The following is a 19,355-nucleotide window of genomic DNA, read 5'->3' on the forward strand; positions in this document are numbered from 1 at the left end:
GACGGGTCTCGAAGCGCGAGGCGGGCGCACAGCTCGATCGAATTTGCTTAGCTAAAGACGTTTTTCAAAGAACGTGTCAGGGTACGGGTCGTCGTTGAAACGGTCGATCTCGTTCCAGCCGGTTCCGCGATAAAGCTGTGTTGCCTCAGGCAGCGCACTATTCGTATCCAGACGCAGGATCTTGACGGACAGCTCGCGGGCGATGGTCTCGGCAGCCGTCATCAGGTGTTTTGCCAGCCCGAGGCCACGCGCGGAGGGGGCGACCCAGAGTCTTTTGATCTCCGCGACTTCGCCGCCACTGCCCTTCAATCCGACACAGCCGATCGGCAGGCCATCTGAGATGGCCACCAGGAACGCGCCGTGCGGGCGGATCATATCCTTGGCGTCGGGATCGCGAGAAAGCGAGACATCGAAACCCTTCTCGAAGCGGCGTGCAAGTTCGCCGTAATATTCACTCAGACAATATCTGGCGTCCTCGTGTCGAGGATCTTGCTCCTCGAGAATGATGTGGTCACGCCTGAGCGAGGAAGCGACGATATCCATGGCGCGCAGGAGCTCTTCCGGGCGGCGATGGCGTGCCAGAAAAGACTGAGCCTGCGTGTTGGAAAGCGCTTCATAAGCCCGAAACTCGGAACGGCCGCTTTCGGTCAGCCGGACAATACGGCGGCGCGCATCCTCTGAGTTCGCGACCGTCTCGATGAGCCCCTCCTCTTCCAGACTGCGCAGCAGTCGGCTCATCAGACCCGAGTCGAGACCGAGATAATCGCGGATCATCGCAACGTCCGATTGGCCCTTGCCGATCGCATTGAGAACGCGAGCTGCGCCCAAAGGGCGGCCACGTCCGAGGAAAGAGGTATCGAGAGCGCCGACTTCCGAGGTGACGGCACGGTTGAAGCGACGGACACGAGAGACAGGATCGAAAGCCATATTATCTGACTTAGGTCAGGTAATTGATCATGTCAATTCTGCGCACTCAAAGAGCAGATTTTCCGGCCGGTCGCCGGCTGACGGCCACCTTGCGCAACACCATCGCCTCACCTATGGAAATGCAACATTCCGCAAGGCCTCTCAGTGTTCCGTTTTGCCCTTCATCTCCTGATCGCCCTCATCCTGACGTTGCTGACTGAGATCGGCGGCATCGCCTATCTTATCGCTCTCGCCGCATCGCGCATCTTCGACATACGGCGATTTCCGGCGAAGCTTGCGATTTTCCTGATTTGTTATGCCGGCGCGACATTCGCCGCGAACCTTGCCGCACCGATGTTCGGACGGGTTCCCCTCTCCTGTGTCGCCAGTGCCGCGGACCGGCTCGTGGTCCGCTCTCCGATCTATTGTCTGCTGAACCGCAACTACGTCACCCCAGACGTACGCGATCTGGCAAAGGCGCTTGCCGCCCATATGGACCAGCAATTTCCCGGCACCGTCACCGTCGCGCTGGATGCGAATTTCCCCTTCATGAACGGCTTTCCGCTGCTGCCGCATCTGTCGCATGCCGACGGGAAAAAGCTCGACTTCGCCTATTATTATAAGGATGCGGCCGGCACCTTCCTGAATGGCGTCACCCGCTCCCCGATCGGCTATTTCGCCTTCGAAGAGCCAGACCCCGGCGACGAACTGCCATGCGAAGGGCGTCACGACTGGCTCACCACGCGCTGGGACTTCAATGCGCTGCAGCCTCTGTTCCCGGCCTATCGCATCGAGGAGCAGCGCACATCGGCCGCGATCGGCTGGCTAACCAGCGAAGGCGTGACGCGCTTCGGCCTGCAGAAGATCTTCATCGAGCCGCATCTCAAGAATGCGCTTGGGATCACCGACAACCATATCCGCTTTCAAGGCTGCCGCGCCGCCCGCCACGACGACCATATTCACATCCAGGTCGAATGATCCTCTCGCCGACCCGTCAAGAATGCCGGCGCGCCGTATAGATCGCCGTCGTCATATTGCGTTCGACGTGTCCGCCGAACCTGGATGCGGCGATGTCTTCCAGGGCATCGAGCAGTGCGCCGCGCTCCACCGGCGGCAGTGCAGTCACGTTGGAAAAAGTCGCGTAAAGCCTGCAAACGGCTGGCGGATCAAGCGTCAGCGTCCACAGGAGAAATTGCGGCGCGTCGGCAGTGAAGCCAGTGGCGGCCAGTTCCCCGACACGGGCCTCGGCGTCCAGCCCGTGAGGCAGCCGTTCGGCATCGCCGCTCGACGGGCTGGACGGGCTATTCGCGAAGAGATGAAGGGTTTCGTCGTGGAAGGCATCCGGCCGGCCGGCATCGCCGAAGACATTCCACCACAGGGCGATGGCTCCGCCCGGCCGAAGCAGATCATGGATCTTTTTCAGCGAATTGATCGGGTCAAGCCAATGGAAGGCCGTCGCAGCGGCGACGAGATCGAAGGTGGCAGGCTCGAGATCCGCGGTCTCCAAAGGAGCCGTCACGATATCAAGACGAGAGTCGTCGATCGAGGCGCGAAGGTAGTCCGCAAACCGGCCATCAGGCTCGACGGCAACGAGCCTGCGCGGCCGGTGGCCGAGCAACGTCCTCGTCGCCAAGCCTGAACCGGCGCCGATCTCCAATATGTCGATGCCGGCCTTGAGACCGGCGCGCTCGCGCAAGGCCGTCCATGTCGCTTGCGGATAAGGCGGCCGCCCGCGGTGATAATTGGCAGGATCATTCCCAAACGCTTCGCGGCCAAACCGACGGTCGAGCTTTACCGCTTCCATCGCGGACTCCATCTACAGCGTCCTTTGAATTATGCGGCAGCCAGGCTATCAAACGGGGTGGGTATCGTCATAGGCACGTTGTGCCGCAAAAATGGCATCCATATTCTTCTCGGCCCAGTGGGCAAGAGCGGAAACGGTATCCGTCAGGGTGTGCCCCAGCGGCGTCAGCGCATATTCGACGGTCACCGGCACGGTCGGAAAGATGGTGCGAGAGATCAGCCCGTTGCGCTCCAGCTTCCGCAGCGTCTGGGCCAGAACCTTCTGCGATATACCCTTGATATCGCGGCGGATGTGGTTGAAACGCACCGGCCCGCCTTCCAGCCGGTCGAGAATGAGCAGCGCCCATTTGTCCGCCAGCCGGTCCAGCACCAGCCGCGTCGGACAGCGGTCCTCATAGACGTTGTAGGCCTGTTGCATCGCCGTCATCTGCTTTTCCCTTCCCGAAGCGGTTTCCCGGAGGAAACCAGGTGACAAAAAAGTGCTCTCTTTTCCAATCCGAATTTACCTGTATCTATCCAATGGTAAGATAGTTTCTAGTTGATACCAAGGAGAGTGACATGAGCAACAAGATTCTCGTTCTCGGCGCGACGGGCACCGTCGGCAAGCATGTGGTGGATGGGCTTCTGGCGAAGGGCGAGGCTGTCAAGGCCGCTTCCCGCACGGGCAAGCCCGTGGTGGGCGCCGAGGGCGTCGTCTTCGACCATGGCAAGCCGGAAACCCATGGCCCGGCCTTCGAGGGCGTCGACCGCGCCCATGTGCTTCTGCCTTCCGGCTATGTCGATGCCAAGGGTCTGCTGCTGCCCATCATCGAAGCGGCGGCCAGCCGCAAGGTAAAGGTCGTGTTCCAGAGCGTTTTCGGCGTCGACGCCGACGACTCCATCCCCTATCGCCAGGTCGAGATCGCCCTGGAGAAATCAGGAACACCTTACGTCATCCTGCGTCCGAACTGGTTCGCCGACAATTTTCACACCTTCTGGAAGGCCGGCATTGACCATGGCCAGATCGCGCTTCCGGCGGCTGAGGGCAAGACGAGCTTCATCGACGCCCGCGACATCGCGGCAAGCGCCGTGGCCGCCCTCACCTCCTCAGCCTTCGACGGCAAGACGTTCAACCTGACTGGTCCGGAAGCCCTGTCCTACGCTGAGGCCGCCGTCATCCTTTCCGACGTCATCGGCAAGCCCGTTGCTTACAACGCCATCACGGACGAAGCCTTCGTCGGCATTCTCACCGGCGCTGGCGTGCCGGCCGACTATGCGAGCTTCCTCGCTTCGATCTTCTATCCGGTTCGCCAGGGCTGGACCGCCGCCGTGACCGGCGATGTCGAGACGCTGACGGGCAAGGCGCCGCGTTCGCTGAAGACTTACGCGGCAGATTATGCCGCGGCACTGAAGGCATAAGTGCAAACAAAGTCGCAGACGGCGGTGTCCGCCGTCTGCCCTCCATGCAATGATAAAAGGAAGTCCGGCAATCGCCGCTGCAGCCGCCCCAGACGACATTCCCCAGGGAGCCATGCCATGCGTCCAGCCATCGAGATCCTCTTCCTGGTTGAAACCTGTCTTTATGCCGTTGCCTCGCTCACCCACGCCGGGCTCGTCCTCGAAGGCCATGAACACCGGCAGGCGATGATTGCCGAAGCAGTGATATCAGCCGTCCTCCTTCTCGGCCTGACCGCGCTCAGCCTTGACCGACCGTGGAGCCGCGCGGCTGCGATCTCGGCCCAGTCCTTCGCCCTCCTCGGCACTCTCGTCGGCGCCTTCACCATCGCCGTCGGCGTCGGCCCGCAAACCAGGCTCGATTACGTCACCCATGCCGTAATGATCCTGCTCCTGGTCACAGGCCTCATCTGGCTGACAAGGAAGCGGAACGCCCCGGGATAAGGATCGAGCCACGACGCCTATCGCAACGGCAGTTCGTAGCTCCGCTTCAGCGTTTCCATCGGCACGTCGGTCTTGACGCTGAGCACGCTCGGAATACGAGTCAGGTGGTCGGCCTGAAAACGCCAGTAGCTGTGCAGATCGGCGGTGACGATCCGAAGCACGGCATCGCATTCCCCTGTGGTCAGGTAGCATTCCATCACCTCGGGAAAGCGCCTCACGGCTTCTCCGAAGCGGAGCGTCACCTCGGCGTCCTGGGTCTTGAACCACACGCGGGCAAAAACCGTCAGCCCAGCCCCGATCTTGGCAGGGTCCAGCACGGCGACGTAGCGATCGATGATCCCGGCCTCTTCCAGCAGCCGCACCCGTCGCAGGCACGGCGAAGGCGACAGCCCGACCTCCCTCGCCAGATCGACGTTCGAAATACGCCCGTCACGCTGAAGCACGCGCAGGATATGGCGATCGATCGGGTCCAACGTTCCTGGCATTTCATAGCTCCAGCTGTTCTCTGAATGGCAGAATATGCCAAACTTTTGCAATTTTGAAGAAGCTTTGAAAGCTCATTGCGTGCGAACTGGCCTATCGTTCTTCTCATTAAATCGGAGATGGACTGATGGTGAAAAAGATAGAGAAAATCGTGCTCGCTTATTCGGGCGGGCTGGATACATCGATCATTCTCAAATGGTTGCAGGAGGTCTATGAGTGCGAGGTCGTGACGTTCACGGCCGATCTCGGCCAGGGCGAGGAGCTCGAGCCGGCGCGAGCCAAGGCTGCGATGTCGGGGGTCAAGGACATCCGCATCCTCGATCTGCGTGAAGAGTTCGTCCGCGATTTCGTCTTTCCGATGCTGCGGGCCAACACGCTCTATGAGGGGCAGTATCTGCTCGGCAGTTCCATCGCCCGGCCACTGATCGCCAAGCATCTGGTCGGCATAGCCCGGGAAGTCGGCGCGGATGCCGTTGCCCACGGTGCAACAGGCAAGGGCAACGACCAGATCCGGTTCGAACTGGCCGTCAATGCGCTCGATCCGTCGCTTAAGGTCATTGCTCCCTGGCGCCAATGGAACATCCGCTCCCGCACCCAGCTTCTCGAATATGCCGAGAATCATCAGATCCCGGTGCCAAGCGACAAACGCGGCGAGGCGCCATTCTCGACCGATGCCAATCTGCTGCACACCTCGACCGAAGGCAAGATTCTCGAAGATCCGGCGCAAGTCGCGCCCGATTATATCTATCAGCGCACGGTCGACCCCGTCGATGCTCCCGATGCCCCCGAGATCATCACCATCGGTTTCGAGGCAGGGGATCCGGTTTCCCTGAACGGCACGGCGATGACACCGGCCGCATTGCTGACCGAACTCAACGGACTGGGCGGCCGGCATGGCGTCGGGCGGCTCGATCTGGTCGAAAACCGCTTCATCGGCATGAAGTCGAGAGGAATATACGAGACGCCGGGAGGTACGATCCTGCTTTCGGCGCATCGCGGCATTGAATCGATCACGCTCGATCGCGCCGCCGCGCATCTGAAGGATGAGATCATGCCCCGCTACGCCGAGCTGATCTATAACGGCTTCTGGTTCGCGCCCGAGCGGGAAATGCTGCAGGCCCTGATCGACCGGAGCCAGGCCTTCGTCAGCGGCGAAGTGGCGGTAAGGCTTTACAAGGGAAGCGCCTCGGTTATCTCTCGCACCTCCCCTTGCTCACTCTATTCCGCCGACCTCGTCACCTTCGAGGAAAGCGCCGTCGCCTACGATCACCATGATGCCGAAGGCTTCATCAAGCTCAACGGATTGCGGCTCAGGAGCTGGGCAGCCCGCAACGGCAGATGACCGCTCGATCTTAGGTCAGTCAGATGGGCCGATAGGTCAATGCCCACATTACGGCACCTTTCCCCGCGGCGGGGCCGAAGCAGTCAAAACCACGGAGAAGCGAGGAACCCAATTTCAAACGATCTAAAAACAGCAGCTCGAAAATTAATCGATTTTAATTTTATCGTTAAAATTTTCTTGTTGCATCGCAAAAGAATTTAGACATTATTTTTTGTGGATGCTCAGTTTATTCGTTGGAGAACTCGCATGACTGTGACATTTCCGCTGACCGAAAAGCGCGACCCGGAGACATTGCTGAAACACTTGATGTTGCACAAGCTAAGCGTTCCGGGAAATTGCGTCGTGTCGCTCAAAGCCAACGTCGCCCACGTCTCATCCTCTCATACGACCGCGCTCGGCACCGCCCGTACCGCCTGGTAGGGATCGGGGCGGCATTCTCCAACTCCCTCATCCTGAGGGGCGATCCGTAGGATCGCCTCGAAGAACACACGCAACGCCGCTTCTTGCCTGTCGGACGCCTGCGGTACCGATCCCCATGTTAGGGGAAATATGAACATTCTCCGAGACATCGGAGAGCGGAAATCGGGATGACCTCAGCCGTCGTAGACGACAGCAACCTTGTTCCCAGCCGGGTCACGCATGTAAGCGGAATACCAGTTCGGCCCGTAATGCGGACGTAGACCAGGTGCGCCCTCATCCGTTCCCGAATTGCTCATCGCAGCTTCGTAGAAAGCGTCTACTTCGGCGCGGGACTGGGCCATGAAACCAACCATCGAGCCGTTTCCGGCGCTTGCCTGCTCCCCATTGAAGGGCTTGCAGACCCACAGAATAAAACCTTCGCCTTTCCCGCCTTCGGAATAGGCTCGCCATCCAGGAAATTCCTTATGTTTGCTCCATCCGATCGTTGCCAGAGCGGCATCGTAAAAGGCGTTCGATTTGGCGAAATCGATTGCGCCGAGGGTTGCGTAAACGTTCATCACCTTCCCTTCCCTGCTGCAGGATCACGCAGAATTCATATCGCGCACACACGAACATAACAAGAACAATTACGGGCAGTTTTGCGAAGGATCCTCGCAGCAGACGGTGATTGCCGTGTCTGCAAAAATTCCTATTCTGCGCATTGCCGATGGCGATGAAACCTCGGTGTACCCCCATGACTGCGACGGGAAATTTGGATCACATCATGATGACTTTGGACCGCCCTGATCTCAGCGATATCCACCGTGGCGACTGGGTGGATCGCCGTTTGCCGGCCGCATGGCGGCCATATACGCGGTTGGCGCGGCTGGATCGCCCGGTCGGGATATGGCTGACACTTTTCCCATGCTGGGCCGCCCTTATTCAGGCATCGAACGGCCTCCCGGACCTCAGGCAATTGGCGATCTTTTCCCTCGGCGCTCTTCTGATGAGAAGCGCCGGTTCCACAATCAACGACATCGCCGACCGGAAGTTTGACGGCCATGTGGAACGGACCCGCTTTCGGCCCTTGGCAAGCGGAGAGATTTCCACGCTGCCGGCCTTTGTCTTCCTGGCCGTTGAACTCGCACTGGCGGCTTTGCTTCTGTTCTTCCTGACGCCCTACACACGCCTCATTGCGATATGTGTACTGCCGCTCGTCTTCGTCTATCCGCTCTGCAAGCGCTTCACCCACTGGCCGCAGGCCGTCCTGGGCGCAGCGTTCAATTGGGGGATGCTAATGGCATGGGCCGAGGCTGCAGGCCACATCCCGGTTGGTGCCATGCTCATGTGGGCCGGCGCCATCGCCTGGCAGATTGGCTATGATACCGTCTATGCCTATGTCGATCTGAAGGACGACACCCGTCTCGGCCTGAAATCGACGGCAATCCTGTTCGGCCGGCATGGCAAGATCTTGATCGGCCTGTTCTATGCCTTGGCGGTCGGCGCGTGGTCGCTCGGGGGCTGGCTGTTGGAAATGTCACCGCCTTATGCGATCGGAATGCTGGTGATCGCTGTCCATCTTGGCTGGCAGACCCGGCGGATCGACCTTGCCCGCCCGGACGTGAATTTTCGCTTGTTCCTGGCGAATATCCTGACGGGAGTGCTGCTCGCTTGCACGACGTTTTCAGGCACATGGTAAGCAGCTCGAGGACGTTAGCACCGATGACCTACGTCAAACATGGCGTGCTCGCCGCGGTCGTGACGCTGGCGGCAACGATGACATCCCTCCATCAGGCGTATGCGCAACCATGCGAGCAGCAAACCTTCGAAGAGGCGAAATATGTCGTCTGCACGCTGGAACCGGGCAAAGCCGATCTGCGATTGTTCTGGAAGGATGACGATGGCGCGCCATACCGCGCTTTTTCAAGCCTTGCCGAAGCTGTTCGCGCCGAGGGGCGAACCCTGGTTTTCGCCGTCAATGCCGGGATGTATCGGGCCGATTTTTCGCCGATGGGACTTTATGTCGAGAACAGCAGGGAATTGAACCCCGCCAATACGACGCCAGCCGAAAGCTCCGCCGGTCAGGTGCCGAATTTCTACAAGAAGCCGAACGGCGTGTTCTTTCTGAGTGAAGCAGGCGCCGGGATACTCCCGACCGCTGAATTTCTGAAGCGTCGGCCCAAGGTGCGGTTCGCCACCCAGTCCGGCCCGATGCTTGTTATCGCCGACAAGCTGAACCCAATCTTCATCGTCGGCTCGACGGACCGAACCCGCCGCAGCGGTGTCGGAGCCTGCGAGCGCGGCACGGTTCGTTTCGCGATCAGCAAAGACGGGGTGAATTTCCACGATTTCGCACGGCTCTTCCGCGACCATCTGAAATGCCGGGACGCCTTGTTTCTCGATGGCGGACGAGGGGTCGGACTTTACAATCCGGACATGGGCTACAACGACTGGTCCTGGCACGGCGGCTACGGCCCTATCTTCGGGTTTGTCGAGTAGCGCAAGGAAAAGCCGGCTTCTACCAGGCCGAGGATCCTTTCAGTCGACCTTTCACTGCCAGTCCGATGCCTGATGGATGATGTCCAGGATGACGCGCCTTTCAAAAACCGCCTGCTTCGCATAGGCTCCCAAATTTCAAAGTTGGAAGGGCCGGATGGAATATATCGATTCACTCGCATTGCTCATCAGCGTCTATGTCGTCTCCCTCGTCAGCCCCGGACCGAATTTCATCATCGTCACCAACACCAGCATGACGGTGTCGCGCGCGGCCGGCCTCTTTGCGGGTCTCGGACTTGCGATCGCATCCCTGACCTGGGCCGTCATGGCGATGGCAGGCCTCGGCTTTCTGCTGACCCATTTCGATTGGCTGCATATGACGTTGCAGGTGGTCGGCGCGCTGTATCTGATCTGGCTGGGCCTGAAGATGATCCGCGGCGCGGCCAAGCCCTTGAAGACGACCGGACCGACTGAGGTCACATGGCGCTCCGCCATGCGCCGTGCTTACGTCGTCAGCATGACCAATCCGAAATCAGTGGCTTTCTTCGGAAGCATCTTTGCGCTTGTCATCCCGGCACATGCGCCTGTCTGGCTCTATTGCGTCATTGCCCTGACCTGCTTCCTGCTCTCGGCTCTCTGGTATTGCGGCCTGGCCTTTTTCTTCTCGAACCCGCGCGTTTCCGCCAGCTTCCTGCGGTTCAAGGCCGGCATCGAGCGCGTGATGGGCGCCGCCCTCATCCTCATCGGCGGCCGCCTGCTCTGGGCTCGCTGATGTCATTCCGGCATGCGGGAGGGCCGGCCACTCGGTCAGGCAGCAGGCGAGGCCGCCAAGGGTTCGTCGATCTCTTCGGGAATGAAGCCGCCGGTCTGGCGTTTCCATAGGCGGGCAAACAGGCCGTCCCGTTCGACCAGTTCATCCGGCCTGCCCTCCTCCACGATGCGCCCGTGATCGAGCACGACGATCCGGTCCATCCTGGCAATGGTCGACAGGCGGTGGGCGATAGCGATCACCGTCTTTCCCTCCATGACGAGGTTCAGCTTTTCCTGGATGGCGGCTTCGGATTCGCTGTCGAGGGCGGAAGTCGCCTCGTCGAGCACCAGGATCGGCGCGTCCTTCAGGAGAACGCGGGCGATGGCCACGCGCTGGCGCTGGCCGCCGGAAAGTTTGATGCCGCGGTCGCCGACGAAGGCATCATAGCCCCTGCGGCCTTCGCCATCGGAAAGATCGGCTATGAAGGCATCGGCGCTGGCCATCTTCGCCACCCTTTCGATCTCGTCCGTCGTCGCCTCCGGCCGGCCGTAACGGATATTGTCGCCGACCGAACGATGCAGCAGCGCGACGTCCTGCGCGATGACGCCGATGGCGCGGCGAAGGCTTGCCTGCGTGACCGTGCGGATGTCCTGCCCGTCGATCAGGATCGCGCCGTCGGCGATGTCGTAGAAGCGTAAGAGCAAGCTCACCAGCGTCGTCTTGCCGGCCCCGGAGAGGCCGACGAGCCCCACCTTTTCGCCGGCACGAACCGTCAGCGACAGGTCATCGATAACAGGCTTGCCGGAGGTGTAGGCGAATCGGACATTCTCGAAACAGATTTCCCCACGGCTGACCGTCAATTCGGTCGCATCCGGCCGGTCGGTGATGGTGGGTGGTGTCGTCATGACCGGCATGGCATCCTTGATCGTGCCAAGTGCGCGGAAGATCTGCTGTCCCATTTGCAGGAAGGTGAAAGACCCGGCCGAAAGGCGCTGGAGGATGTACACCGTTGCAACGAAATCGCCCACGGTCAGGAATCGGTCAAACAGACCCCAGAAACCAATGCTGAGCATGACGAGCCAGAGCACCATGTTGAGGCTGATGACGACGAGTTCCGTTGTCCGGTAGATGCGCTGTTCGTGGTGAAGCGTGTCGACCCCCTTGGACATGGTCTTTCTCAGCGCACCCGCCTCGCTATCTTCTGCTGCGAACTGCTTGACCATCTGGATGTTGCCGTAGATGTCCGTCAGGGCACCGGAGATGAGGCTGTTCTGCTTTGCCGAGCGGCGCGCGCGCTCCGTAAAATCCGGAACGACCTTGATCGTGAAGAGCACGTTGAAGGCAACCCAGACGACGACCGGCAGCGCAAGCTGCCAGGAGAGCGCGAGCAGAAGAACCACCGACCCGATGATCTGAAGCAGAAAGCGGGGGGCCGTCTGGAACGCGATCACGATCTGTTGCTGAACGGCATTGGCGACCTGACCGAGCCTTGATGCGACCTGACCGGCGAAAAGATCATGGAAGAAGGCGAGATCCTGCCGCTCGACGGCCTTGTGCCCCTGCCATTGAATTGCAACGGGCAGGCTGATGCCGATCGTGTGCGAGTTGAGAATATTGGTGATATAGAAAAGAACGGGCATCACCGGAAAAAGCAGAAAGGCAAGGACTGCCAGCAGCCCGAACTTGCTGTCGACGAAGAGTTCGACACCCTGCGTCGTCACTCCGTCGACAATGACCGAAAGCCCCCAGATGATCGTAAGATTGATTGCTTCGATGGCCATCGAGCTCGCCGCCATAGCGATGATGACGCCTCGAAACATCGCGATGAAGTGCAAAAGAACCGCCACAGGTCCCTTCGTGGGCAGCGGCCGGTAGGGGATATCGAGCGGCCGGATCAAGGTTTCGAAGGGACGATAGATCGCATCTGAAATCGACATGGGCCACTCGGATCAAAAAATCGGGAGGAGGCGTGGACTCAGCTACGCTGGGTCGCAGAAAATCATCTTCCGGCCGCGATCTCAATTAGAAATTTCAGAAAACGCCCGATACAAAAGGTGTCGTGAAAGCCGTTTCAGGAGCACGTGGCGCCTGAAAGCGCCAATTGCGGTCATCGCGTAATTGCGGCAGGATGTCGTCCGTAAACAGGGGGCAGGATTGAACCGGCGATCATGCTGACGGGCTCATGTCATTGCGGCAAGGCGAGCTGGACACTCGAAGGTGATCCCGGCTCGATCACCGCGTGCAACTGTACGCTCTGCCGGCGCTACGGCACGTTGTGGGCCTATGATTACGAAGGAGAGCGTATCGCTCTCACTGGAGAGACCGCCTCCTACACCCGCGCCGACAGGGACGAGCCGTCTCTAGAAATATTATTCTGCCCATCCTGCGCCTGTGTCTTGAGCTGGCGCGGCCTGCGGCTTCGAAAGGATGGCCGCCGGCGCATGGCCGTCAACATGCGGCTTGCGCCGGCCGATCTCGTTCAGGACCTGCCGATCGATCATTTCGACGGCCTGGACACGTTTGAAGACCTTCCTTCCAAAGGGCGCTGCGTGCGCGACCTCTGGTTCTGACAGCCTGTCTCGTGTCGACCGGCCGATTGCGAAAATCGCTACCCGGCCGGGTCGCACCAGACGCAGCGCTCTGACGAAAGATCGTTCCGCGATAGGCTTCTCAGCCGCGCCGCGCCGCCTCGATCGCTGCGATGTCGATCTTCCTCATGGTCATCATCGCGTCAAAAGCACGCTTTGCCTGGCCACCGCCTGCCGAGAGCGCTTCGGAGAGGACGCGCGGCGTGATCTGCCAGGACACCCCCCATTTGTCTTTGCACCAGCCGCACGCACTTTCCTGGCCGCCATTGCCGACGATGGCGTTCCAGTAGCGATCGGTTTCCTCCTGATCGTCGGTCGCGATCTGAAAGGAGAAGGCCTCGTTGTGTTTGATCGCGGGACCGCCGTTCAACCCGATGCAGGGAATCCCCGCAACGGTGAACTCGACAACCAGCACATCTCCCTGCTTACCCTCGGGATAATCTCCCGGTGCACGAATAACGGCGTCCACGGTACTGTCGGGAAAAGTCGCAGCATAGAAGCGGGCGGCAGCCTCAGCATCCTTGTCGTACCATACGCAGATCGTGTTCTTTGCCATTGTGTGCTCTCTCGCTCCTCGTTTCGCATTTCCAACTGAAATAAGAGGCAAGCCGTCTTTCTCCAGCCCACGGCAGCGATTTCCCGCGGGCAACTGCCGAGCGCTGCTAAAATGGTCGAAGTACCCGCTTCGGCCGACAGCAGAAGACGTGGCACATATGGATCGGAGCAGTTGCGGTCATTATTGATCTGTCGCATCACTTGGCCGCTGAACCAGCCTTTTGGCATTCTTTTAGGACAACACAAGTGATTTACCTGCTTCGCCACGGCGAGACCATTTGGAACACCTTGGGTCGGTTCCAGGGCCAAAAAGATTCACCACTTACAGCGCGCGGTATCGAACAGGCCGAACAAATGGCGAAGCTTTTGAAGAAGGAAATTGCAGGCAGTGAGCGATCGTTCCAGCTTCACGTCAGCCCTCTCGGCAGAACGCAGGAGACCGCGGCTCGCATCGAACGGGTATTGCCGCTGGCCGCTCGTCCGGAATCGCGGCTCATGGAGGTGACCGTCGGTTCTTGGGACGGCATGACCAAGTTCGAGATCGACAACGAGTTTCCAGGAATGCTGGACAGGTCCGACGCTTTTGATTGGTATTTCAGATCTCCAGACGGGGAGAGCTTCGATGCCGCCTGTGCGCGAGCAAAGAACTGGATCTCAGGCATATATGAACCGACAATTGCGATTTCTCACGGGCTGTTTGGCCGATTGGTACGTGGCGTATATTCCGGCCTTTCGAAGCGGGAAATGCTGGAATTGCCCGTTCCCCAAGATGGGTTTTATCGTCTTTGCGACGGTGAGTTCAGTCTGGTAAGCGCGTCGGCCGATACTTAGCACCACGACATTCATAAAAACAAAGACCTGCGACCGTCGCATGAATCAAATTCTAAACGACGCGCTTTTTCTGTCTTCGACACAAAACTCGTGTCAGACTGGGCTATCTACGCATACGCCTGCACGACGATCGAAAGGCTCGAAGCCATGCACAAGTTCACTGTCACTATTACGCGGGAGATCGAGGCTGACACCGCCGAGGAGGCCGCCCTGCTCCTCTATCAGGAACTGTCGAGGGGACCGGTCCCCGATCGCTACGCGGTCACCGACGAGACGAACGCCACCACGGAGGTGAAGCTGGACCGCGAAAAGGCCGATGAATTCGCCAGCATCGATCACACCGCCGACCCAGGCAATTGGTAGGCGTCAGGCAACCCGGTGGAATATAATCCGCACTATCCGACAATCTTGCCGGAGTTCATCGCGCTTTCACTTGTTTTCGTTTTGAACGTCCTGATACCTGCTTCAGCAATTTTCGCTGCGCGAAGGCTCAAGCGGCGCCGATGGTTGCCGCACGCGATCGCATTTCTATGGGTGTTCTTCTCGCCATTGACGCTCGCTATATTGGCGACGCCAACGATGGCGCCAGACGAAGTTGGCGGCGCTGGCGATGGCTTCATCATACTTCCGATCTTGGCGGAAACACCGATCGTACTCATTGTTTATGCTATCGTTTTGCTTGGTTTGCGCGCAAAACGCCAAAACCCCTCCGCACCACACCTGCCCTCCTGAGTTAGGAAAGACCGTGATCTCACCAATCAAAATAGCCGTCGCCGGCGCGAGGGGCCGCATGGGTCGTGCCATCCTGCCACTGCTGGCGGCCGATCCGGCTTTTGCGTTCGTCGGCGGCATTGGCCGTGAGGGCTCTATGGGTGCCGGGCTGATCGATCGTTCGGCCGCGATCGGAGCGGCCGACGTGATCCTGGATTTCACGACGGGAAGCGCTGCGGCCGAACTTGCCGGCTTGTGTGCTTCGGCCGGTGGACCGGCCTTGGTAATCGGGGCGACAGGTTTCGAGCCAGATGAACTGGAACGGATCGCCGAGGCCGCCCGCACGATTCCGATCCTGCGCTCCGGCAATTTCTCCATCGGCGTCAACATGCTGATCGGTCTGGTCGCCCAAACCGCCCGCGCCCTTCCTGCGCATGAGTGGGATATCGAAATCCTCGAAGCCCATCACAACAGGAAGATCGACGCGCCCTCCGGCACGGCGCTGATGCTTGGTGAAGCAGCCGCCGAGGGCCGCGGCGTTTCTCTCGCATCCGTCGAGCGGCGCGGCCGTGACGGCATCACCGGCGAGCGGCCGCCCGGCGAGATCGGTTTCGCCGTGTTGCGCGCCGGCGGGATCGTCGGAGAACACAGCGTGATGTTTGCCGCCGCCGAGGAAGTCGTGACGCTCTCGCATTCGGCTCTCGATCGCGGCATGTTCGCCCGCGGCGCGCTTGCCGCCGCCCGCTGGATCGCGGGACGCGCACCCGGCGAATACGGCATGAGGGATGCGCTGGGGCTGGCGTGAATAAGGGAAACAAGCTCACAGCATATCGAGGATTGCCGAAGCGACGACCACTTCGGTTCCGGCCAGTCCCACTGAGCAAAACAGCGTCGTATCCTCAGGTGATCTCCGCCCCGTCGCTTTCCCGGCAATGATATCGGCAAGGTCGACCATGCGACTGTCGTTGCCCGAGCCGGCAAGGAAAAACGGCGACGCATAGGCGCGCGTCTGCTCCGGAGAATCCGTCGCGATCACGGCTGCCGCATCGGCGATATCCAGGCCGAGTTCGTATCCCCGATACGTTTTCGGGCCGACGGTGTTGACGTGCGCACCGGGCTTCAAATCTCCAGCATGAACGACAGGCGTTTGGCTCGTTGTCGCGCAGATGACGATATCGGCATCATCGACGGCTTCGATGGCGCTGCCGGCAACCTCCACCTCAATATCCAAGGCGTGCTGCATCTCGCTTGCGAAAGCCGTACGCTTTTCCTCGTCGCGGCTATAGACGCGGGCGCGATCCAGTTTTCGAACCGCGGCGGCTGCGGCAAGCTGGGTTCGCGCTTGCGCTCCGCTGCCGAGTATCCCCACGGTCCTGGCATCCGGCGCGCTGAGGTGACGGATGGCGAGACCTCCGATCGCACCGGTCCTGAGATTGCCGAGACGCTCTCCGAGAACGATACCTTTGAGCCTGGCGTCGTCGGCCGACCATACCGCCACGATCTGCGAATGCTCCACCCCCTCGAATGTTTCATAGGCCCGAAAGCCCGCGAGCGGTTTGTCGCCGAGGATGCCGCCGACGGTGAAGACGAGATCGCCGCGATCGGCAAACGAGACATGATGCCGGGGCGGAGAGATCAGCCGATTGCCGGCTCTCGCGAGAAAAGCGGTCTCGAGCGCATCGATCGCGACCGTCATCAACGCGCCATCGACCAGATCTTCGTCTCTCAGGACTTTCGCCATCCCCAAACCTCCGGTTCATGCCGGCACCCTGCAACCCCAACCCCGCTTGAGGTCAATAGGTCAGCAAACCGATATGCGCGGGAGACTTAATCGACCAGACGGCGCGCCATCATGACGTCGTCGATCTCCCTGCCCTCCTCCAGAACCCCGCCGGGAATCCTGCCGATTTCGGAGAAGCCTTCCCGCTGGTAGAACCGTATTGCCGCCGGGTTCTCAGCGCTGACGAAGAGTTCCAGCTGCAGGATGCCGATATCGCGGGCGTGATCGGCAACCGCACTGAGCAGCCTGCTGGCAAGGCCCGTTCCGCGCAGGCTCCTTCTGACATAGACCATGATGATCGTTGCGCGATGGGCCATCTTGCTCGACCGCTGGCGAAGCAGGCCGGTTATGCCGACGGGTTCATCGCCCTGAAACGCGATGAAAACCGGCTCGTTCAGGCGATTGCGCCATTCCTCGAGAGAAAGAACCTCCCAGTCTTCGTAGCGGCTTGCAAAGAGGGACGGTTCGGTGCGAAGCGCTTCCAGACGGATGCGCCGGAAAGCCTCCACCTCGTCTGCCCTGATATGCCTGATCGCTGTACCGCTTCCATCCATCGGAACCTCCTTCGAGATGAGAGGTACAGTCAATACAGATGGGCTCAGCCGATGCAACCGGCGTTGAAAGCTTCATGCCCCAGCCTGTGGCGATCGTCTCAAGCGCCGATCACTGCGCCGGACTCCTCAGCCGGCCGCCCTTCCGGACGGCCGGTTCACGGGGTGGGTCGACCACTGTTTGATCGGTTGGGGGCGCGGCCGGTTCGCCGGTTGGGCCGACCGCTGGTTTATCGGTTGGCCCGTCGACAGGCTGCCTCGTCGACCGGACGATCAACGGATCGGCTGGCTGGACGGCGGATTGATCGGTTGTCGGCCCGTTCACCGGTTCCCCGGTTGGCCCGGCGGCCGATTGTTCGGTTGGTTCGCCCGCTGCTTCATCAGTTGGCTTGTCGATCTTGAACGATACAACTTCATGGATGATGACGAGAAGAACTATCCCGACCAACGTGCATGTCAGCGCGTAGAGAAGGAAATATTTCAGTGCATATCCCTCGCTAGTTGGCAGCACCAACTTGACAATGGTGCAAACGATATTTCCGCATTATTGAACGATACTTGAGACGAAGGCAATCATTTTCAAGCATAGCTATGAAATTTCAAAAATGGACAGAACGGAATAGAGTAAGTATTGTAGATATTTAGGAAGCCCTCTCTGGATGCTCAATTTATCTTGAGCCTCGGCAAGGACGAGAAAGTACTCTGGATCCCAAGCCCGGGTCTCCTGGGCGAAGACAGAGCTGGCGATATGGGCTAAATTGCATAGCGCCGGCAGCCTGCCTTCGGGGGCGGTCCCTCCAGGATCGGCGGCGGCAGGGGGAACTTATGTCGGCAATTGCATCTCTGTTTCAGGAAGCCGCCCGGCTTGCTGCGGGGTTCCGGCAGGCAGGGCCCGCCCGCCATGTGCCTGCCCACGATTACGCAGCCTCGCTTGCCTGCTTCGACGAACCGCTGCCGGCAGCCGGTTGCGATATGCTCAATGTCATCAGGCAGTTGGCGAGTGACGCCGAACCCGGGCTGCACGCAACCACGGGCCCGCGCTTCTTCGGCTGGGTCATCGGCGGCTCCCATCCGGTCGGCGTCGCGGCCGATTTCCTCACCAGCGCCTGGGGCCAGAACGCCGGAAACCATGCCGCCGCCCCGGCCGCAGCCGCAGTCGAGACCATCGCGGCGAGATGGCTCCTCGATCTCCTGAAGCTGCCGGCCGAAAGCTCGGTCGGCTTCGTCACCGGGGCGACAGTGGCGAACTTCACCTGCCTTGCCGCCGCCCGCGGCGAAGTGCTGCGCCGGGCGGGCTGGGATGCCGATGCGAGTGGCCTGTTCGGCGCGCCTGAGATCACCGTGCTGATCGGCGACGACGCCCATACGACGGTCTTCTCCGCACTGCAATTTCTCGGCCTCGGGCACGATCGCGTGTTGCGCGTGCGCACCGATCCAGTAGGCCGGATAGACCCGGTCGCGCTGACCGGCACACTCGATACCGTCTCCGGTCCCCTCATCGCCATCCTCCAGGCGGGGCAGATCAATACTGGCGCCTTCGACGATTTCGCCGCCATCATCCCGCTGTTGAAGGCGAAAGGCGCCTGGGTGCATGTCGACGGCGCCTTCGGCCTCTGGGCGCAGACGTCGGTGAAAACCAGCCACCTCAGCCGCGGCATCGAAGCGGCCGACAGCTGGGCGACCGACGGCCACAAATGGCTGCAGACGCCCTATGATTGCGGCTATGCGATCGTCCGCGACGAACTCGCCCATCGCCGCGCCATGACGATCGCCGCAAGCTATCTGCCGCTCGCTGGCGAAGGCGAGCGCGATCCTTCCCATTACGTGCCCGAGCTTTCGCGAAGGGCGCGCGGCTTTGCCACTTGGGCGATGCTGAAACATCTCGGCCGCGAGGGTGTAACCGCCCTCATCGACCAGTGCTGCGCCTCGGCGCAGCTGATCGCCGATCGGCTCGCACGCGAGCCCGGCATCGCCATTCTGAACGAGGTGGCCCTGAACCAGCTCGTCATCCGCTTCGGTACCGACCTGCCCTCCGAAGAAGGCGACGCGCTGACGCGAAAGACCATCGAAAAGATCAAGGCGGACGGCATGATCTTCGCAGGCGGCGCCAAATGGCGCGGCCGCGACATCCTGCGTCTCTCCGTCACCAATTTCCAGACGACATCAGATCAGGCGCAACTCGCCGCAGAAAGCATCATCGCCGCCTTCAAGAGTGTCAGCTGAGAATGATGCATCAGCTCCCCTGGTTCGCCCGCGCACAGAATGGTGCTGTCGCCGGCCG

Annotated in this window: 24 protein-coding genes; 13 read left to right on the plus strand and 11 right to left on the minus strand. The window is 60.3% G+C overall.

Annotated elements, in window-relative coordinates; genetic code table 11:
* Nucleotides 1–51: 51 nt before the first annotated feature.
* The gene (locus NE851_RS24405) at nt 52–927 is read right to left on the minus strand and encodes a bifunctional helix-turn-helix transcriptional regulator/GNAT family N-acetyltransferase (RefSeq protein ID WP_029868412.1); all 876 of its coding nucleotides are present in this window, start codon (nt 925–927) and stop codon (nt 52–54) included.
* 144 nt (nt 928–1,071) lie between these two features.
* Here NE851_RS24405 and NE851_RS24410 point away from each other — a divergent pair, with 144 nt between their 5' ends.
* Nucleotides 1,072–1,884, plus strand: a complete 813-nt coding sequence (locus NE851_RS24410) for a hypothetical protein (RefSeq protein WP_254958365.1) — start codon at nt 1,072–1,074, stop codon at nt 1,882–1,884.
* A 16-nt stretch (nt 1,885–1,900) separates the two neighbouring features.
* Here the strand turns inward: NE851_RS24410 and NE851_RS24415 are convergent, their stop codons facing one another.
* Both NE851_RS24415 and NE851_RS24420 read right to left on the minus strand, forming a co-directional pair.
* The gene (locus NE851_RS24415; protein ID WP_254958367.1) at nt 1,901–2,710 is read right to left on the minus strand and encodes a class I SAM-dependent methyltransferase; all 810 of its coding nucleotides are present in this window, start codon (nt 2,708–2,710) and stop codon (nt 1,901–1,903) included.
* A 48-nt stretch (nt 2,711–2,758) separates the two neighbouring features.
* Nucleotides 2,759–3,136 carry a winged helix-turn-helix transcriptional regulator gene (locus NE851_RS24420; protein ID WP_174824442.1) on the minus strand — a complete coding sequence of 126 codons (378 nt, stop codon included), beginning with the start codon at nt 3,134–3,136 and terminating at the stop codon, nt 2,759–2,761.
* Between the two features lie 131 nt (nt 3,137–3,267).
* Between NE851_RS24420 and NE851_RS24425 the strand changes: the two genes are divergently transcribed.
* Together NE851_RS24425 and NE851_RS24430 are read left to right on the plus strand one after the other, a co-directional pair.
* On the plus strand, nt 3,268–4,107 hold the full coding sequence (locus tag NE851_RS24425; protein WP_254958369.1) for an SDR family oxidoreductase: 840 nt from the start codon (nt 3,268–3,270) through the stop codon (nt 4,105–4,107).
* A gap of 117 nt (nt 4,108–4,224) precedes the next feature.
* Nucleotides 4,225–4,587, plus strand: coding sequence for a hypothetical protein (locus tag NE851_RS24430; protein ID WP_254958370.1), 363 nt, complete (start codon nt 4,225–4,227; stop codon nt 4,585–4,587).
* A 17-nt stretch (nt 4,588–4,604) separates the two neighbouring features.
* On the opposite strand, the gene NE851_RS24435 is transcribed toward NE851_RS24430, so the two are convergent.
* Nucleotides 4,605–5,072, minus strand: coding sequence for an Lrp/AsnC family transcriptional regulator (locus NE851_RS24435; protein WP_028757501.1), 468 nt, complete (start codon nt 5,070–5,072; stop codon nt 4,605–4,607).
* A gap of 128 nt (nt 5,073–5,200) precedes the next feature.
* Here NE851_RS24435 and NE851_RS24440 point away from each other — a divergent pair, with 128 nt between their 5' ends.
* Both NE851_RS24440 and NE851_RS24445 read left to right on the plus strand, forming a co-directional pair.
* The gene (locus NE851_RS24440) at nt 5,201–6,412 is read left to right on the plus strand and encodes an argininosuccinate synthase (protein ID WP_132573295.1); all 1,212 of its coding nucleotides are present in this window, start codon (nt 5,201–5,203) and stop codon (nt 6,410–6,412) included.
* A gap of 246 nt (nt 6,413–6,658) precedes the next feature.
* Nucleotides 6,659–6,832, plus strand: coding sequence for a hypothetical protein (locus NE851_RS24445; RefSeq protein ID WP_168333141.1), 174 nt, complete (start codon nt 6,659–6,661; stop codon nt 6,830–6,832).
* A 173-nt stretch (nt 6,833–7,005) separates the two neighbouring features.
* Here NE851_RS24445 and NE851_RS24450 read toward each other — a convergent pair whose 3' ends face one another.
* The gene (locus NE851_RS24450) at nt 7,006–7,389 is read right to left on the minus strand and encodes a VOC family protein (protein WP_254958375.1); all 384 of its coding nucleotides are present in this window, start codon (nt 7,387–7,389) and stop codon (nt 7,006–7,008) included.
* Between the two features lie 206 nt (nt 7,390–7,595).
* On the opposite strand from NE851_RS24450, the gene ubiA reads away from it, so the two are divergent.
* The 3 genes from ubiA to NE851_RS24465 all read left to right on the plus strand — a co-directional run bounded on the left by ubiA (nt 7,596) and on the right by NE851_RS24465 (nt 10,079).
* A complete protein-coding gene (ubiA, locus tag NE851_RS24455) occupies nt 7,596–8,510 on the plus strand; it encodes a 4-hydroxybenzoate octaprenyltransferase (protein ID WP_132573297.1) in 915 nt (304 codons plus the stop codon).
* Nucleotides 8,511–8,533: 23 nt separating this feature from the next.
* Nucleotides 8,534–9,310: a phosphodiester glycosidase family protein gene (locus tag NE851_RS24460; protein ID WP_254958376.1), complete on the plus strand. Its 777-nt coding sequence runs from the start codon at nt 8,534–8,536 to the stop codon at nt 9,308–9,310.
* 154 nt (nt 9,311–9,464) lie between these two features.
* Entirely contained in the window at nt 9,465–10,079 is a 615-nt protein-coding gene (locus NE851_RS24465) for a LysE family translocator (protein ID WP_028758944.1), read from the plus strand.
* A gap of 35 nt (nt 10,080–10,114) precedes the next feature.
* Here the strand turns inward: NE851_RS24465 and NE851_RS24470 are convergent, their stop codons facing one another.
* Complete coding sequence (locus NE851_RS24470; RefSeq protein WP_132572268.1) at nt 10,115–11,995, minus strand: ABC transporter ATP-binding protein; 1,881 nt, start codon at nt 11,993–11,995, stop codon at nt 10,115–10,117.
* 231 nt (nt 11,996–12,226) lie between these two features.
* Here NE851_RS24470 and NE851_RS24475 point away from each other — a divergent pair, with 231 nt between their 5' ends.
* On the plus strand, nt 12,227–12,628 hold the full coding sequence (locus NE851_RS24475) for a GFA family protein (protein WP_028827839.1): 402 nt from the start codon (nt 12,227–12,229) through the stop codon (nt 12,626–12,628).
* Nucleotides 12,629–12,728: 100 nt separating this feature from the next.
* Here the strand turns inward: NE851_RS24475 and NE851_RS24480 are convergent, their stop codons facing one another.
* Entirely contained in the window at nt 12,729–13,202 is a 474-nt protein-coding gene (locus NE851_RS24480) for a VOC family protein (RefSeq protein WP_018242578.1), read from the minus strand.
* Between the two features lie 245 nt (nt 13,203–13,447).
* On the opposite strand from NE851_RS24480, the gene NE851_RS24485 reads away from it, so the two are divergent.
* Both NE851_RS24485 and NE851_RS24490 read left to right on the plus strand, forming a co-directional pair.
* On the plus strand, nt 13,448–14,032 hold the full coding sequence (locus NE851_RS24485; protein WP_028758918.1) for a histidine phosphatase family protein: 585 nt from the start codon (nt 13,448–13,450) through the stop codon (nt 14,030–14,032).
* A 147-nt stretch (nt 14,033–14,179) separates the two neighbouring features.
* Nucleotides 14,180–14,395, plus strand: coding sequence for a hypothetical protein (locus NE851_RS24490; protein WP_047611689.1), 216 nt, complete (start codon nt 14,180–14,182; stop codon nt 14,393–14,395).
* Between the two features lie 32 nt (nt 14,396–14,427).
* Here NE851_RS24490 and NE851_RS24495 read toward each other — a convergent pair whose 3' ends face one another.
* Nucleotides 14,428–14,691, minus strand: a complete 264-nt coding sequence (locus NE851_RS24495; RefSeq protein WP_047610514.1) for a hypothetical protein — start codon at nt 14,689–14,691, stop codon at nt 14,428–14,430.
* An 86-nt stretch (nt 14,692–14,777) separates the two neighbouring features.
* Between NE851_RS24495 and dapB the strand changes: the two genes are divergently transcribed.
* Nucleotides 14,778–15,548 carry a 4-hydroxy-tetrahydrodipicolinate reductase gene (dapB, locus tag NE851_RS24500; protein ID WP_028758920.1) on the plus strand — a complete coding sequence of 257 codons (771 nt, stop codon included), beginning with the start codon at nt 14,778–14,780 and terminating at the stop codon, nt 15,546–15,548.
* 15 nt (nt 15,549–15,563) lie between these two features.
* Here dapB and NE851_RS24505 read toward each other — a convergent pair whose 3' ends face one another.
* The 3 genes from NE851_RS24505 to NE851_RS24515 all read right to left on the minus strand — a co-directional run bounded on the left by NE851_RS24505 (nt 15,564) and on the right by NE851_RS24515 (nt 17,588).
* Entirely contained in the window at nt 15,564–16,484 is a 921-nt protein-coding gene (locus NE851_RS24505) for an ornithine cyclodeaminase family protein (protein ID WP_063475127.1), read from the minus strand.
* Between the two features lie 86 nt (nt 16,485–16,570).
* Nucleotides 16,571–17,077 (minus strand): GNAT family N-acetyltransferase, encoded by a 507-nt coding sequence (locus NE851_RS24510; protein WP_028759167.1) that lies wholly within the window; start codon nt 17,075–17,077, stop codon nt 16,571–16,573.
* Nucleotides 17,078–17,186: 109 nt separating this feature from the next.
* Nucleotides 17,187–17,588 carry a hypothetical protein gene (locus NE851_RS24515; protein WP_097542290.1) on the minus strand — a complete coding sequence of 134 codons (402 nt, stop codon included), beginning with the start codon at nt 17,586–17,588 and terminating at the stop codon, nt 17,187–17,189.
* Nucleotides 17,589–17,899: 311 nt separating this feature from the next.
* On the opposite strand from NE851_RS24515, the gene NE851_RS24520 reads away from it, so the two are divergent.
* Nucleotides 17,900–19,297, plus strand: a complete 1,398-nt coding sequence (locus NE851_RS24520) for a pyridoxal phosphate-dependent decarboxylase family protein (protein WP_047610523.1) — start codon at nt 17,900–17,902, stop codon at nt 19,295–19,297.
* Nucleotides 19,298–19,355 lie beyond the last annotated feature (58 nt).

This window comes from Rhizobium anhuiense bv. trifolii, from assembly GCF_024346605.1.
In the GTDB taxonomy this organism is placed as follows: Bacteria; Pseudomonadota; Alphaproteobacteria; order Rhizobiales; family Rhizobiaceae; genus Rhizobium; species Rhizobium anhuiense.

Excerpts from the sequence above, each read along its gene's own strand:
- NE851_RS24490 (WP_047611689.1), top strand. The coding sequence starts at position 14,180 with ATGCACAAGTTCACTGTCACTATTACGCGGGAGATCGAGGCTGACACC.
- NE851_RS24510 (WP_028759167.1), bottom strand. The coding sequence starts at position 17,077 with ATGGATGGAAGCGGTACAGCGATCAGGCATATCAGGGCAGACGAGGTG.
- NE851_RS24430 (WP_254958370.1), top strand. The coding sequence starts at position 4,225 with ATGCGTCCAGCCATCGAGATCCTCTTCCTGGTTGAAACCTGTCTTTAT.
- NE851_RS24505 (WP_063475127.1), bottom strand. The coding sequence starts at position 16,484 with ATGGCGAAAGTCCTGAGAGACGAAGATCTGGTCGATGGCGCGTTGATG.
- NE851_RS24420 (WP_174824442.1), bottom strand. The coding sequence starts at position 3,136 with ATGACGGCGATGCAACAGGCCTACAACGTCTATGAGGACCGCTGTCCG.
- NE851_RS24460 (WP_254958376.1), top strand. The coding sequence starts at position 8,534 with ATGACCTACGTCAAACATGGCGTGCTCGCCGCGGTCGTGACGCTGGCG.
- NE851_RS24475 (WP_028827839.1), top strand. The coding sequence starts at position 12,227 with ATGCTGACGGGCTCATGTCATTGCGGCAAGGCGAGCTGGACACTCGAA.
- NE851_RS24415 (WP_254958367.1), bottom strand. The coding sequence starts at position 2,710 with ATGGAAGCGGTAAAGCTCGACCGTCGGTTTGGCCGCGAAGCGTTTGGG.
- NE851_RS24520 (WP_047610523.1), top strand. The coding sequence starts at position 17,900 with ATGTCGGCAATTGCATCTCTGTTTCAGGAAGCCGCCCGGCTTGCTGCG.
- NE851_RS24480 (WP_018242578.1), bottom strand. The coding sequence starts at position 13,202 with ATGGCAAAGAACACGATCTGCGTATGGTACGACAAGGATGCTGAGGCT.
- NE851_RS24405 (WP_029868412.1), bottom strand. The coding sequence starts at position 927 with ATGGCTTTCGATCCTGTCTCTCGTGTCCGTCGCTTCAACCGTGCCGTC.
- NE851_RS24435 (WP_028757501.1), bottom strand. The coding sequence starts at position 5,072 with ATGCCAGGAACGTTGGACCCGATCGATCGCCATATCCTGCGCGTGCTT.
- NE851_RS24450 (WP_254958375.1), bottom strand. The coding sequence starts at position 7,389 with ATGAACGTTTACGCAACCCTCGGCGCAATCGATTTCGCCAAATCGAAC.
- NE851_RS24470 (WP_132572268.1), bottom strand. The coding sequence starts at position 11,995 with ATGTCGATTTCAGATGCGATCTATCGTCCCTTCGAAACCTTGATCCGG.
- NE851_RS24445 (WP_168333141.1), top strand. The coding sequence starts at position 6,659 with ATGACTGTGACATTTCCGCTGACCGAAAAGCGCGACCCGGAGACATTG.
- NE851_RS24495 (WP_047610514.1), bottom strand. The coding sequence starts at position 14,691 with ATGAGTACGATCGGTGTTTCCGCCAAGATCGGAAGTATGATGAAGCCA.
- NE851_RS24465 (WP_028758944.1), top strand. The coding sequence starts at position 9,465 with ATGGAATATATCGATTCACTCGCATTGCTCATCAGCGTCTATGTCGTC.
- ubiA (WP_132573297.1), top strand. The coding sequence starts at position 7,596 with ATGATGACTTTGGACCGCCCTGATCTCAGCGATATCCACCGTGGCGAC.
- NE851_RS24425 (WP_254958369.1), top strand. The coding sequence starts at position 3,268 with ATGAGCAACAAGATTCTCGTTCTCGGCGCGACGGGCACCGTCGGCAAG.